Raw genomic sequence first — 14,901 nt, forward strand, 5'->3', positions numbered from 1 at the left:
CGGGATTTTAAAATGTTTAGAATATATTATTCTCCAGCCTGTTTTTTTGCTTCGTTCTTCATTTTTTCGTTAGGAACAATAGCAAGATTCACACGTCTGTTTTTAGCACGACCAGCTGCGGTTGAATTATCCGCAATTGGAGCTTCTTCGCCATACCAATTGGTGGTAAATCTACCTGCGCTCAAACCTTTATTTTGAGTGAAATAATTGGTAACAGACATGGCTCTGTTTTTAGAAAGCGTCATATTGATAGCATCTGCACCTACGCTGTCTGTATGCCCAACAATCAATACATTGGTATCTGGGTATTCTTTTAAAACATTGGCAAGTTTATCTAAAGTTGCTTGAGATGCAGCATTTACTGCATACTTTGCAGTATCAAAATAAACACCACTGTTTTCGTCAAAGGTTACTACAATACCGTCATCTACTCGCTCTACTTGAGCACCTGGTATTTCCTCCTCAATTTTTTTGGCTTGATTGTCCATTTTGTTACCGATAAGTACACCAGCACCACCACCAACAACACCGCCAATTACAGCACCAAGGGCTCCGTTACCACCCTTACCAACATTGTTACCTAAAATGGCACCAATAACCGCTCCGCCGGTAGCACCAATTACGGCACCTTTTTGTTTGTTGTTGGCATTGCGAGTTGCCTCACAACTTCCCATACTAATAACTAGTGTTAAGGCTAGGGCGACTAAGCCAGTTTGTTTAAAAAATTTGTTCATAATAATTAATCTTGAATTTTAGTAAAGTTCATGTTTATTTTAAAGGGTTTGCCATCTAGGCTTACTGTTTGCTCCCAACGCATTGTAGCATCATTAAGCTGCGCCAAACGCAACCTAAAACCTACATCGGTTTCTGATTTTCCTTTTGCATTAGTCGGCTTTAAAAGAAAGTCATATAAACCGGTAGACTGATCTATCTCTTGAATACTAAAGATAAAGTCTCTTTGCCCGGTTGGACAATCCGGATTTTCAACCGTATAATTACCGGTGTTGTTATTAGGGATAAACCTCCAATTACTACCTTCAAGACATTCTGCCGAAGTATCATTGAAAAGAGTAACATTAAAGGTTCCTGTGGCATCATAGGTTATATTATCTAAAGACCAATAGCCTTTTATTACCTTACGAGACTCCTGAACTGTTTTGGGAGTACCGCAAGCGAAAGCCGTGACCGCAATTACGGTCAAAATGAGGATTTTTTTCATAGATGTTTAAAGTGATTTAAAAGTGATTCGTTTATAGATTTTATCTTCTGAATAACCTTGAAAGTAAGGATATAGCTAACAATACTATAAAGATATAAAATATGATTTTTGCGATATCAGCGGCACCTTCTGCGATACCTCCAAAACCGAAAACTCCTGCAATGATTGCAACTACTAGAAAAATAACAATCCAACGTAACATAATTTTTTGTTTTAATGATTAGTATTTCACTAAAGTAAAGAACAATTTTAACGTTTGAATAGTCTTTATCTAATATTTAACAGCAGATGTTAAATAACTAATAAGACAATAAATCTAAGAGTGATTCTTTAAACTTCTTCTTAGGAAGGTACCCAGATTCTAGGTTAGCTGCAAAGGGAATGGGCGTATCTAAACTCCCTACGCGTTTTACCGGCCCGTCTAAATTTTCAAAGCAGTTTTCCGTTATCATTGCCGATATATCTGAAGCAATTCCGCCAAACATCGAATCTTCTTGTAAAATAATTACTTTCCCTGTTTTCCTTACCGAAGTATAAATTGCTTCAGTATCTAAAGGAATCAAGCTCCGCAGATCTATTAAATCTGCTTGAATATCAGACGCTTCATCCAAAGTTTCCATGGCCCAATGTACACCGGCGCCATACGTGATTATCGTGATATCTTCTCCTTCTCTCAATAAAGAAGCTTTCCCCAATGGCAAAGTGTAGTAATCTGTTGGAACGTCTTGGCGAATACTTCTATAAAGTGCTTTGTGTTCGTAAAACAATACCGGGTTTGGATCTTCAATACTGGTTGTCAACAAGCCTTTGGCATCATACGGGAAAGCGGGATATACAACCTTAAGCCCCGGAATATGGGTAAACCAAGCTTCATTGGTCTGGCTGTGAAACGGTCCCGCCCCTACTCCAGCGCCACAAGGCATGCGTATTACAACATCGGCTTTTTCATTCCACCGATAAAAACTTTTAGCCAGGTAATTTACAATTGGGTTAAAACCTGAACTTACAAAATCTGCAAACTGCATCTCAATTACCGATTTAAACCCGTTAATGGAAAGTCCCATTCCTGTTGACACAATAGCCGATTCACATATAGGCGTATTCCGAACACGGTCTTTCCCGAACTGTTCAACAAAGCCGTCGGTTATTTTAAAAACTCCTCCATACTCTGCCACGTCTTGCCCCATAATAACCAAATTATCATGTTGCTCCATTCCCTGTCTTAAACCTTGCGAAATAGCATCAACAAGACGAATGTTTTCCTTTTCTGAACTTGATTTAACTTCTTTATAGTCAAAAGGTTTAAACACATCACTTAATTCAATACTTTCATTAAAATCTACATCGGGTTCGGCAAAGGCAACATTAAGCCCTTCATCAATCTCTTGCTTAAATTCATCTTTAAACTCCTGAATATTTTCTTCAGAAAGAATACCTTCCTCCAGTAAAAAGCTTTCGTAATTTGTCAACGGATCGCGTAAGCCCCACTTATTCATTAAATCTTTAGGAACGTATTTTGTACCGCTGGCTTCTTCATGCCCGCGCATTCTAAAGGTTTTAAACTCTAACAAAACTGGGCGTGGGTTTTCGCGCATGTCTTCAACAAGGTCAGTAAGTTTTGTATAAACCTCTAAAATATTGTTACCCTCAATAATATGCGATTCCATTCCGTAGCCTTTGCCGCGATCAGCAATATGCTCGCAGTTGTACTGCTCATTAGTAGGGGTTGAAAGCCCATATCCGTTGTTTTCAACACAAAAAAGAACCGGTAGTTGCCATACGGAAGCCACATTCAGAGCTTCGTGAATATCTCCTTCACTGGTTCCACCCTCTCCGGTAAAGACGGCGCAAACTTTATTGTTTTCCTTTAACTTGTTTGCTAGAGCAATTCCGTCAGCAACGCCAAATTGTGGCCCCAAGTGCGAGATCATACCTATAATATGAAATTCCTGGGTACCAAAGTGGAAACTTCTATCTCGACCTTTGGTAAAGCCGTTTGCTTTTCCTTGCCATTGGGAAAATAGTCTATCTAATGGTATTTCGCGAGAGGTAAATACACCAAGATTTCTATGCATTGGCAAAATGTACTCATCTTGCTCCAAAACTGAAGTAACCCCTACCGAAATAGCTTCTTGTCCTATTCCGCTAAACCATTTTGAAACTTTTCCTTGGCGCAACAGAATCAACATCTTCTCTTCTATTACTCTTGGCTTCAACATTCGTCGATACAGTTTTAGCAAAGTGGCATCGTCTAGGTTTTTTCGATCGTAATTAAATAAAATTTGGGGAGCGGTTTTAGGTTTCATGTATGAAAGTTTTTTTTTAAATCGTTCTTGGGCTCTGTTTAAAATTAAATGAAACTTCTTGTTTAGTCAACACAAAATTTACTTGAAAACAAAGCAATGCTATTTCAGCATAAAAAATTGTAAATTCAAAAATAGATAAATCCGCTTGGTAAAGGAAATATAACACCATCTTTTATCTACTTTAAAACCTTCTCATTTTTGGTATATTTGTAATCTAAAATTTTTTGATATGAATAATATACCCAGTGTAGATTTAGCCGATTTTCTTTCTGATGATCCTAAGACAAAACAAAAGTTTGTAAAAGAAATTGGAACCGCCTATGAAGATATCGGATTTGTTTCGTTGCGCAATCATTTTCTTAGTGACGAACTGGTAGATGAATTATATAAAGAGATAAAAACCTTTTTCGCATTGCCTGTTGAAACCAAGGAAAAGTATGAAATTCCAGGTCTTGGCGGACAACGGGGTTATGTTTCCTTTGGAAAAGAACACGCTAAAGGGAAGAAAGAAGGCGATTTAAAAGAGTTTTGGCACTTTGGACAAGAGCCAGCTGATGATGCAAACCTTACTGAGGAATATCCAGAAAACGTACAAGTAAAAGAACTTCCAGATTTCAATCATACCGGTATGGAAGCCTATAGAATGCTAGAAAAAACTGGCGTTTATGTGTTACGTGCCCTAGCGCTCTACATTGGTCTAGACGAGTTTTACTTTGATCACTGGGCAAGCAATGGCAACAGTATTTTACGCCCAATTCACTACCCACCCATACAGGAAGAGCCTAAAGGAGCAGTAAGAGCTGGAGCTCACGGTGACATCAACTTGATAACCTTGTTAATGGGTGCCTCTGCTGGTGGCCTACAAGTGCTGCGAAAAGATGGCGAGTGGATTGACGCAATCCCAAATGAAGATGAGCTGGTAATTAACGTTGGCGACATGCTTGAAAGATTGACCAATAACAAATTGCGATCTACCATACACCGTGTGGCAAATCCACCACGTGAAGAATGGGGAAACCCACGTTACTCCATCCCTTTCTTTATGCATCCGCGTAGTGATATGAAGCTGAATTGCCTAGAGGAATGTATAGACGCCGATCATCCAAAAGCTTATGAAGATATTACTGCAGGCGAATTTCTACACCAACGATTGGTAGAAATTGGATTAATAAAAAAGTAACTAATTGTCAGTAATTATAAAATAGCTAAAGATTAAAACTGCCAAAAAGATGCAAATAAAAAGCTTGTTTTTTATCCTAGTAATCTTTCAACTCGCAGGTTGCCAATCGAATAAAAACGGCAACACCAAGGAATTGAATAAAAACGGATATTCAATTTCATATCCGTCTGATCTTACTTTGGATGAGAGTGGTGTAAATTCCAGCGAATTTATTCTATCTACTGAAAAAACCGATACTACTGATAATTTTGTTGAAAACATTAATTTGGTAATTCAAAACTTCACGGATCGCGATATCGATTTAAATACATTTGTAGAAATATCTGTAGATCAAATAAACTCTAGGGGGAAATTAATTTCGAATGAACGATTTAAAAAAGGCGATGCTATATTTCAAAGATTAGTCTATACCATCACTATTAATAAGTTAAATTTAAAGTTTATTCAATATTACTTTTTAGAAAACAATAAAGCCTATATTCTCACTTTTACTTCTGAAGAAGATGTGTTTGATAAGTATTCGGCTGAAATGGAAGAGATAATGCAATCATTTAAGTTGAATTAATTTTGAACTTATAATTCACAATAAAATTAAGTTCACCAAAAACCAGAAACATTGGAATCATTAGAAGACCAGTTAAAAAATCTATTTCCAGAACATGAACCTAAGGAAGTCCCTAAAACAGAGGACGAGTCAACAGTATGGCTTCAGGAAGAGCCGTTGCTATGTAAATACGAAAAACGAAAAGGGAAACCTACTACCATTATAGAGGGTTACAATGGCGCCGACAGCGATTTTAAAATTCTTGCTAAGGAATTAAAAAAGCTTTTGAGTGTTGGCGGAAGTTTTAAAAACGAACAAATCATCATTCAAGGCGATTATCGCGATAAAATTATGAAGTTTTTAAAAGATAAAGGTTTTCAAGTGAAACGCGTTGGCGGGTGATTCTAATAGCGATACGCATGATTTTTTCTTTTGAATAGAAGCTGTAGTTTTCTATAGCCGTATATTAACCCCAATTACTTAACCTTAATCACACAATTTGAATTCAAAAACCATACAACCTAGCGAACTTATTTTAACGCCAGAAGGTAAAATCTACCATTTAGATCTTGCTCCTTCCCAATTGGCACCAACCATAATTACCGTTGGCGATCCGGGTCGTGTTTCAAAAGTTTCAAAATACTTTGATACGATTGATGCCAAGGCCGAACACAGAGAGTTTAAAACACACACAGGCACATACAACGGCAAGCGAATTAGCGTAATTTCAACAGGTATAGGCCCCGATAATATTGATATTGTGTTTAATGAGTTGGATGCCTTGGTAAACATAGATTTTGAAAAGCGACAAGTAAAGGAGCAACTCACATCGCTTGAAATCGTTAGAATTGGAACATCTGGTAGTTTAGCTGCAGAGGTTGAAGTAGATGATTTTTTAATCAGCCAGATGGCAATTGGGCTGGACAACGTGATGCATTATTACGAAGAAGCTTCGGAGCTATTTATTCCAGATTTCGCGCAATCTTTTATGAAACATACAGGATGGAACCCAAAGCAATCGGTTCCATACGCGGTAATGGCAGATAGCGAATTGTTTGAAAAAATTTCGTCAGAAAAAACAATTCCTGGTATAACCATTACCAATGTTGGCTTTTATGGACCGCAAGGGCGAACGCTAAGGGCAAAGCTGAAAGATCCTCTTTTAAATGAGAAGCTTACATCTTTCCGGTATAAAAATAAAAAAATCACAAATCTTGAAATGGAAACCGCTACCATGTTCGCTATGGCAAAATTGCTGGGGCATAAAGCGTCATCTATGAATGCTATAATTGCCAATCGAGCTTCGGGTACATTTAGCAAGAACGCTTCAAAAACCGTCGATGAACTAATTCAATATACCTTAGAAAAAATCACACAATGAAAAAATTTTTAATTGGCGGGGTGCCAGAGCACTTTAACCTGCCTTGGTATATTGGTCTTCGTGACAAAAAATTTCAGGAAAAAGGAATTAACCTCCGTTGGAAAGACTTTCCTGGTGGTACTGGCCACATGGCCGCCTCACTGCGCGATAAGGAAATTGATATGGCTGTAATTCTTACGGAAGGCATGGTTCGCGATATCATAAACGGCAACCACAGCAAAATAGTACAGGTTTATGTAGAATCGCCTTTAATATGGGGAATTCATGTTGCCGCAGCTTCGAAACATCAAAAAATTAGCGACCTAAAAGGAACCGATGCAGCAATAAGTAGATATGGATCTGGTTCGCACTTAATGGCTTTTGTGAACGCCGAAAATCACAAATGGGATCTAAAAAGTGATCTAAAATTTAAGGTGATTGATAATTTAGACGGTGCTTTGGAAGGACTTCCAAAGGGTAATGGCGATTATTTTATGTGGGAAAAATTCATGACCAAACCACATGTAGATAATGGCACTTTCCGTTTGGTGGGGGAATCGCCTACGCCATGGCCCAGCTTTGTAATTGCGGTTCGCAACGATATTTTAGAGCGCGAACCAGAGAGCATAGAGTCAATTTTAGAAGAAATCAATGCTGTTACCGATAATTTCAAGACGCTCCCGAATATTGACCAAATTATCTCGGAACGTTATGGACTTGAGATAGAAGATGTTCGCGAATGGTTGTCATTAACAACTTGGACAGACAGGCAACTTACTTCAAAAGAATTGGAAAACATTCAACAAAAACTATTAGACCTAGATTTAATTGACAATAAGTTGCAGGATAACAGCATTTTATACAATTTCTAAAATTTATCTTAAAACTTACGCAACCCGAAAGTAGATCTTGCATCTTGTTTATATAAAAACAACTGTTATGACTACTTTTTTAATCGTTTTAGGAGCTTTGTTAGTCACAAATTTCTTGTTGTTGCAGTTTAGCTGTAATGACACTACGGAGCCTGATGTACCAGAAGAAGAATAGAAACTTTTTATTTTTTCACTATTTCTTGTTCAGCTTCTTATCGTATCAAAGCTTGCTAAACTTGCCGAAGCATTACCATTGAATTGGTTTCTTCTTTTTACTTTTTAAAAATTCGTTTGTTTTACTGAAATGTTTATTACCAAACCAATAGCCTCTGTTTGCCGCTAAAGGTGATGGATGTCCGCTGGTAAGTACCAAATGCTTTTCAGTGTTAACCTTGGCGCCTTTCTTTTTGGCTGGTCCGCCCCAAAGTAAAAACACAAGATCTTCCCTTTCGTCAGAAAGTTTTTGAATAACAGCGTCAGTAAATTTTTCCCAGCCTTTTCGTTGATGGCTTCCCGCATTGTGCGCTCGTACTGTTAAGGTGGCATTAAGCAATAAAACACCTTGTTTTGCCCAACGTTCTAAATAACCATTGTTTGGTGCTGGTGTACCGGTATCTGTTTTTATTTCTTCAAAAATATTCCGTAGTGAAGGCGGAATCTTTACATGTTCCCCAACCGAAAAGCATAATCCATGCGCCTGTCCAGGACCATGATAGGGGTCTTGCCCTATTATCACAACTTTTACCGCTTCAAAAGGCGTATGATTAAAGGCTGCAAAAACCTGATTTGCAGGAGGAAAACATTGTGTTTCGGCATATTCCAACTTTACAAAGTCAACCAACTCCCTAAAATATGGCTTTTCAAATTCTTCTTTTAAAATAGCCTTCCATCCAGACTCGATTGTTACTTCCATTATTCTTACTTTTGCGCAATTCCCAAAAAGTAAAATTAATGGAAAAAAAGCGGAAAGCCCGTATAGACAATAAAACTTTAGACGACCTGGAATTTCCTTCAGTGTTGCGTCAAGTTTCGGAATTTTGTGTTACCGAGCCCGGCCAGGAACGCGTGTTGCAAATTGCTCCTTTTCAGAGTTTTTCTGAAATTAGTCCGGAACTGTATCGGGTAAAGGAGTTTACCGCTTCATTTAGCGGGGATAACCGCATCCCGAATCACGGTTTTGACCCTGTTTTTAGGGAACTTCGCTTGCTTGATATTGAAAACAGTTCGTTGGAAATTTCAGGATTCCGAAGAATACTTTCTATTGCTGAAACCACGCGAATTCTACTGAAATTCTTTAAAAAATTTGAAGAGTTTTATATTCATCTAAATTCCTTTTCTGAAGCAGTAAACTATACTTCAGGTATTTCCGAAGAAATAAACAAACGAATTGATAAATACGGTCAGATAAAAGATGAAGCATCAAATGAGCTTGGTACAATTCGAAGAAGACTAAATGTTGTAAAGGGCAAGATCAATTCTTCATTTAATAAAGCGCTTTCAAATTATGCGCAACGCGAACTTTTAGATGACATCCGCGAATCGGTAGTAGAAAACAGACGCGTACTAGCCGTTACGGCCATGCATCGTAAAAAAGTTAAAGGTGCCGTAATGGGCAGCTCCAAAACCGGAAGCATTGTTTATATTGAACCGCAGGAAACTTTGGAATACGCCAATGAACTCAGCAATTTGATTTATGAGGAGGACGAGGAAATTAAGCGAATTTTAAAGGCAATGACCGAATTTGTCAGGCCACAAGCCGAAATTATAGCGAGTTATCAAGACTTTTTGATACAAATGGACGTGCTATATGCCAAGGCTAAATATGCTTTGAAGATAAATGCCGTTTTACCAATTTTAACTTCTCAAAAAAGAATTTCCCTCCAAAAGGCATATCACCCCTTGTTATTGGTCTCAAACAATAAGAGAAAGGAGAAAACATTTCCGCAGGACATCGAATTAATCCCTGAAAAAAGAATAATTGTTATTTCCGGGCCAAACGCCGGGGGTAAAAGTATTACATTAAAAACCGTTGGTTTGCTTCAGGTCATGCTACAGAGCGGAATGCTTATTCCCGTTGAACCACAAAGTGAGCTGTACTACTTTAAACGAATTTTAACTGATATTGGCGATAATCAGTCTATTGAAAATCACTTAAGTACGTATAGTTACCGTTTAAAAAAGATGAATCAATTTCTTAGAAAGTGTAACAAAAACACCCTTTTCTTAATTGATGAATTCGGAACAGGAAGTGACCCAGAGCTTGGTGGTGCCTTAGCCGAAACTTTTTTAGAAGTGTTTTATGAACGGGAGGCATTCGGAATAATAACGACCCATTACACCAATCTAAAACTACTTGCCAACGAACTTCCCCACGCCATTAATGCAAACATGCAGTTTGACAACAAATCACTACAACCCTTATACAGTCTGCATTTGGGAGAGGCCGGTAGCAGTTACACCTTTGAGGTTGCACAAAAAAACGGTATCCCGTACAGTTTAATAAATCGGGCGAAGAAAAAGATTGAACGCGGAAAGGTACGCTTTGACAAAACCATAGCCAACCTTCAGCGAGAGCGTTCTAATCTTCGGAAAACATCGGAATCTTTAAAGACCGAAGAGCAGAAAGCACGGATTGAAAACAAACAGTTGGAAGAAGTTAATGCACGCGTTCAAGACAAGTTGGAAAGTTATCAGGAACTTTTTGACGCCAATCAGAAATTGATCAGTTTGGGTAAGAAGTTTGATTCACTTTCTGAAAAGTATTTTAACAACAAGCGTAAAAAACCTCTATTAGACGAATTGATGAAACTTGTAATGGTAGAGAACAGCAAACGTAAAAAACTAGCTCCAAAAAAGAAAAAAGCAGTTAAGGCCAAGGAAAAAAAGGTAATTAAGGAGGTTGAAAAAAAGGTTGAAGTAATCCGCGAGCGCAAAAAGGAAGAAAAGAAAAAAGCAAAACAAGCGCCACCACCAAAGCCTAAAGTTATCCTTAAAGTTGGCGACAGGGTACGAATGATTGATGGCAGAGCAATTGGTACGATTGATACGATAGAAAAAACCAAGGCGTTTGTAAATTACGGTACGTTTACAACAAATGTAAGTTTGACGGAGCTGGAGAAAGTGTAAGGTTAAATTTTAAATGCGAAAAAAAAATTCAAAGCTCAAACAAAAAACAAAATTGCAATCTCAAAAATGACGAAAACATAACTAAACTTCTGTCGTTTAAATTTTGAGGTTCTGAAAATTGAGGTTTGTTTTTTGGTGCTTTTTCATAATGATTATGTCTCACAATTATAAAATAGTCTTATTCGATGGCGTTTGCAATCTTTGCAACGGTGCTGTTAACTTTGTAATTAAAAGGGATAAAAAACAGGTTTTTAAATTTGCTGCGCTACAAAGTGAAGTTGGTCGCGAGTTGGCTTCAAAATTCAAATTAGACACTTCAAAAATGGATTCCATTATTTTGATTGACGGCGATAAACACTACAAAAAATCTTCAGCTGCCCTTCATATTGCTAAACACCTGGGCGGTACCTATCCCCTACTTTTTGGTTTTATGATTATCCCAAAATTTATTCGCAATGCCGTTTACGATTATATTGCCAAAAACCGCTATAAGTGGTTTGGGAAAAAAGATGCTTGTATGATTCCGACTGAGGAGTTGAAGGGGAGGTTTCTTTAAATGGTATTTGTTTTCAATGAATAATAAACCTAGACTGATAATGATCGGACGTTGAGAAACAGGAAGCAAGAGTCAAGAATCAGGACTTTAATTTAATTTTCAATTGAAAAAACATCCTTTTTAAAGCTTGATTTTAATCTATGGTACCTCTTATTTCCAAATCATTACCAGGCCCTTCAAATCCACCAGAAGCAACAGGAAGACTCCCGACATTTCCATAAAGATAAAGTCTAAAAATTATCGTGGAAGTTAGATTTGTAAATTCAGGACTTGAAAGATCAATAGTTTTAGAATCACTCATGGCTAAATCTGTAAACGTAGCAAGGTTCGTGGTAAAATTGTCAATATCACTTCTTAATACACCTAACCTTGGACCGGTTGCTGAACGCTCATAATAAAAAAATACCTCTGTTATTGTTATTGGGTAGCCTGTTGATGGTATTATTGTAAATTCGAAGTAATCATGGTTAGCAAATGCGGCTGCGAAGTCGGGTTCGTTAAAATTGTTCGCATTAAATCGATTTGCATTTATTGCTGGATTAATTCCAATGCCTCTAGAAACCAATCCGCTGTCAATATTTAATGCAACATCTGCACTTACATTAACTTCATCACCATCATTTCCATCAAAATCCCAACTTGCTAAAATTGGAATAGGAGATGAAGTACACGTAACATCGTCCCAACTAGCGCCATTCCAGATTTGTAAACATCTTAAGCTTTCTACAAAAACGAGCAAACCAGCGTCCATTTCTGATGGATTAATGGCATTTCTCTCAATAATAGTTGGCACCCGAGGAGGCATAAGTCCTTTATATGTGGTTCCTTCATCAGAAGTGCTGCTCACCTCAAGCATAGCAGCGGGCGAAGGTGTAGTGGTGCCAATTCCTACTTGGCCATAAGACATTGTTAGCATCAATGCCATTGCGAAGAATACAAAGTGATTTCCCATAACAATCTCATTTACTGCGCCAAGAAGGCGACGGTTCAAAAAGAATAGAAAGGGTCTATTTCCCAGGGAGTAGGTTACTAAAATAGTGATTTAAACGATGTAAACCAAGAAAAACTTAAGTTTTCAAGCAACTTAAAGCAATTTAATGCACTGATAGTCAGTTGGTTTTAAGAATCCATATTGAAAGTAGCTGATGGGTTTTCTTTCGGATTGTAGTCCATCATATTCTCTCCGTCTGCAATTACAGAGCAAACGGTAGCGTCTCCAGTAACGTTTACTACGGTACGGAACATGTCTAAAATTCTATCCACTGGAAAAATAATGGCAATCCAAGCCGGATTTAGGCCTACAGATTCCAACACAATAATTAACATTACCAGACCTGCACTGGGTACAGCTGCCGAACCAATTGATGCCAAAGTAGCTGTTAGCACAATGGTTAATTGCTGCCCAATACTTAGATCAATCATGTGTAATTGTGCAAGAAAAACGACTGCTACGGCTTGATATAGACAAGTTCCATCCATATTGACCGTTGCGCCTATTGGCAAAACAAAACTAGTTATTTTTTTATCTACACCTAGGTTTTCTTCTACACACTCCATTGTTACCGGTAAGGTTGCCGCACTACTAGAAGTTGAAAAGGCTAAGGTTTGGGCTGGAGCCATTGCCTTAAAAAAGCCTCTATAAGGCACTTTTCTTACAATAAGCTTCATAAACAATGGGTAGATAATAAAAATCATAAGCATTAAACCGGTAAATACGGTAAGCGAGTACCAGCTTAATCCTTTAAAAATTTCATATACCTTACCAATATCGTTTCCGGCCATTTTACTTACTACGCCGGCTAATAGCGCAAATACGAAGAATGGCGCGGCTTGCATAACCAAGTCAACCATTTTCAGAAAAACCTCCATAGCGCTATCCATAAATGCGCGTACAGGCTCTGATTTTTCATTGGGTATCAGCAAGAGGCAGATACCAAAAAATATTCCAAAGAAGATGATCTGAAGCATGAGACCGTTGTCACTCAGAGAAAAGAAAAAGTTTTCGGGTACAATGTCTACCAAGGGCTGCAAGGGCGTAGTTTCCTTTGTCTTTTTGGCGGTTTCCATTTTCTCCGATACAGTGGCGTCTTGCAGGTCATTTTTTGAAAGGTCTGTTATTTTTTGTGCACGATCCATAAAGGCGGGATCATCAAGATAATTTATGCCATCCTTAATTTCACGACCTTCTGAAGCGGCCCATACTTCATAACTTATTCTATTATCTATTCTGCTTTGTTCATCAATCAATTTTCCTGGTTTTATTGTATTCACCAGTACCAACCCCATACTTACTGCAAATAGGGTGGTCATTAAATAAGCAAATAAGGTCTTCCCCCCCATTCGTCCCAAGCTGGAAGGATCGCCAATATTGGCCACACCACTTATAATTGATACCAATACTAAGGGTACTGCAATCAATTTTAATAGATTGATAAAAATGGTTCCAAAAGGTGCTATCCAATCAATGGTAAACTCACTCCACCCTAACTTGCTGGAAAGTAGCGCCCAAACAATTCCTAATAATAAACCAATAATGATTTTCCAGTGTAGTGCGAGTTTTTTCATATTTAGACCTTATAAATTTTATAATGTTTATTCTATACCATGTTAGCGTTGTGCATTTGCAACTTTATTCAACAACCAGAAATCGGCCAGAACCAGAGCTGCCATTGCCTCTACAATGGGAACGGCGCGTGGTACAACACATGGGTCATGGCGTCCTTTACCCTCGGCTATAGCTTTACTGCCATTACTATCTATGGTGTTTTGCTTTTGCATAATAGTTGCAACAGGCTTAAAGGCAACCCGAAAATAAATATCCATTCCGTTACTAATCCCACCTTGAATTCCGCCGCTCAAATTGGTTTTGGTACTGCCGTCTTCATTAAAAATGTCATTATGATCGCTTCCCTTCATTTTAGCGCCACAAAAGCCGCTACCGTATTCAAAGCCTTTTACAGCGTTTATAGAAAGCATTGCTTTCCCTAAATCTGCATGTAATTTATCAAATACAGGCTCACCCAAACCTATGGGCACATTTTGGATAACACAAGTAACCGTACCGCCAACTGTATCGCCGTTTTTACGGGTATCCTTAATTAGCTGTTCCATTTTAGATGCTGAAACGGCATCAGGACAACGCACAACGTTACTTTCTGTTTTAGAAAAGTCGAGTTCTTGATAAGGTTTATCTATAAAAATAGAACCTACGGAAGAAACAAAAGCATTAATCTTTATTGCTGAAATAACCTGTTTGGCAATGGCTCCTGCAACTACACGGCAAGCTGTTTCGCGAGCAGAAGACCTGCCACCACCGCGATAATCACGAAAACCATATTTTTTGTCGTAGGTAAAATCGGCATGTGAAGGACGATAGATGTCTTTTATATGACTGTAGTCCTTACTTTTATGGTTGGTATTTTCAATAGTAAAACCAATTGGGGTTCCCGTAGTTTTACCTTCAAATATCCCTGAAAGAAACTTTACTTCATCGGCCTCTTTTCGTTGGGTAACTATAGCAGATTGCCCAGGTTTTCTGCGTTTCATTTCAGAAGCTATTGCTTCAAGATCTAATGTAATCCCTGAAGGACAGCCATCTATGACCCCGCCAATTGCTGGACCATGAGACTCCCCAAAGGTGGTAAGTTTAAAGATTGTTCCGAAGGAATTGCCTGCCATAGCGTGGTTTTCAACAAATGTAAACTTTCGGGCGCAATAATTCAAAAATGATTCAAAAAA

The 14,901-nt window shown here is 38.1% G+C and carries 15 protein-coding genes; 7 read left to right on the top strand and 8 right to left on the bottom strand.

What is annotated here, in order from left to right:
- Positions 1–26: 26 nt before the first annotated feature.
- The 4 genes from QPK98_RS04715 to QPK98_RS04730 form a co-directional block, all read right to left on the bottom strand.
- On the bottom strand, positions 27–734 hold the full coding sequence (locus QPK98_RS04715) for a YiaD family glycine zipper/OmpA-like lipoprotein (RefSeq protein ID WP_310991901.1): 708 nt from the start codon (positions 732–734) through the stop codon (positions 27–29).
- Between the two features lie 5 nt (positions 735–739).
- Positions 740–1,219: a lipocalin family protein gene (locus tag QPK98_RS04720; RefSeq protein WP_310991902.1), complete on the bottom strand. Its 480-nt coding sequence runs from the start codon at positions 1,217–1,219 to the stop codon at positions 740–742.
- Between the two features lie 40 nt (positions 1,220–1,259).
- Complete coding sequence (locus QPK98_RS04725; RefSeq protein WP_310991903.1) at positions 1,260–1,421, bottom strand: DUF1328 domain-containing protein; 162 nt, start codon at positions 1,419–1,421, stop codon at positions 1,260–1,262.
- 97 nt (positions 1,422–1,518) lie between these two features.
- Positions 1,519–3,525 (bottom strand): alpha-ketoacid dehydrogenase subunit alpha/beta, encoded by a 2,007-nt coding sequence (locus QPK98_RS04730; protein WP_310991904.1) that lies wholly within the window; start codon positions 3,523–3,525, stop codon positions 1,519–1,521.
- A 229-nt stretch (positions 3,526–3,754) separates the two neighbouring features.
- Here QPK98_RS04730 and QPK98_RS04735 point away from each other — a divergent pair, with 229 nt between their 5' ends.
- The 5 genes from QPK98_RS04735 (at position 3,755) to QPK98_RS04755 (ending at position 7,481) form a co-directional block, all read left to right on the top strand.
- Positions 3,755–4,705, top strand: coding sequence for an isopenicillin N synthase family dioxygenase (locus tag QPK98_RS04735; protein WP_310991905.1), 951 nt, complete (start codon positions 3,755–3,757; stop codon positions 4,703–4,705).
- A 49-nt stretch (positions 4,706–4,754) separates the two neighbouring features.
- Entirely contained in the window at positions 4,755–5,270 is a 516-nt protein-coding gene (locus QPK98_RS04740) for a hypothetical protein (RefSeq protein ID WP_310991906.1), read from the top strand.
- Between the two features lie 51 nt (positions 5,271–5,321).
- Positions 5,322–5,651: a translation initiation factor gene (locus QPK98_RS04745; RefSeq protein WP_310991907.1), complete on the top strand. Its 330-nt coding sequence runs from the start codon at positions 5,322–5,324 to the stop codon at positions 5,649–5,651.
- Positions 5,652–5,748: 97 nt separating this feature from the next.
- On the top strand, positions 5,749–6,630 hold the full coding sequence (locus QPK98_RS04750; protein ID WP_310991908.1) for a nucleoside phosphorylase: 882 nt from the start codon (positions 5,749–5,751) through the stop codon (positions 6,628–6,630).
- Complete coding sequence (locus tag QPK98_RS04755) at positions 6,627–7,481, top strand: substrate-binding domain-containing protein (protein WP_310991909.1); 855 nt, start codon at positions 6,627–6,629, stop codon at positions 7,479–7,481. The genes QPK98_RS04750 and QPK98_RS04755 overlap by 4 nt, the downstream gene beginning before the upstream one ends.
- A 247-nt stretch (positions 7,482–7,728) precedes the next feature.
- Here the strand turns inward: QPK98_RS04755 and ung are convergent, their stop codons facing one another.
- On the bottom strand, positions 7,729–8,394 hold the full coding sequence (gene ung, locus QPK98_RS04760) for a uracil-DNA glycosylase (protein WP_310991910.1): 666 nt from the start codon (positions 8,392–8,394) through the stop codon (positions 7,729–7,731).
- A 38-nt stretch (positions 8,395–8,432) separates the two neighbouring features.
- On the opposite strand from ung, the gene QPK98_RS04765 reads away from it, so the two are divergent.
- A complete protein-coding gene (locus tag QPK98_RS04765) occupies positions 8,433–10,607 on the top strand; it encodes an endonuclease MutS2 (RefSeq protein WP_310991911.1) in 2,175 nt (724 codons plus the stop codon).
- Between the two features lie 154 nt (positions 10,608–10,761).
- Complete coding sequence (locus tag QPK98_RS04770) at positions 10,762–11,163, top strand: thiol-disulfide oxidoreductase DCC family protein (protein ID WP_310991912.1); 402 nt, start codon at positions 10,762–10,764, stop codon at positions 11,161–11,163.
- 133 nt (positions 11,164–11,296) lie between these two features.
- On the opposite strand, the gene QPK98_RS04775 is transcribed toward QPK98_RS04770, so the two are convergent.
- From QPK98_RS04775 to aroC, 3 genes are all read right to left on the bottom strand, one after another.
- Positions 11,297–12,115, bottom strand: a complete 819-nt coding sequence (locus QPK98_RS04775; protein WP_310991913.1) for a phage tail-like protein — start codon at positions 12,113–12,115, stop codon at positions 11,297–11,299.
- Positions 12,116–12,282: 167 nt separating this feature from the next.
- A complete protein-coding gene (locus tag QPK98_RS04780) occupies positions 12,283–13,728 on the bottom strand; it encodes a dicarboxylate/amino acid:cation symporter (RefSeq protein WP_310991914.1) in 1,446 nt (481 codons plus the stop codon).
- Positions 13,729–13,770: 42 nt separating this feature from the next.
- Positions 13,771–14,841 carry a chorismate synthase gene (gene aroC / locus QPK98_RS04785; RefSeq protein WP_310991915.1) on the bottom strand — a complete coding sequence of 357 codons (1,071 nt, stop codon included), beginning with the start codon at positions 14,839–14,841 and terminating at the stop codon, positions 13,771–13,773.
- Between the last annotated feature and the right edge of the window lie 60 nt (positions 14,842–14,901).

It is taken from the genome of Aequorivita marina (assembly GCF_031631895.2).
GTDB lineage: Bacteria > Bacteroidota > Bacteroidia > Flavobacteriales > Flavobacteriaceae > Aequorivita > Aequorivita marina.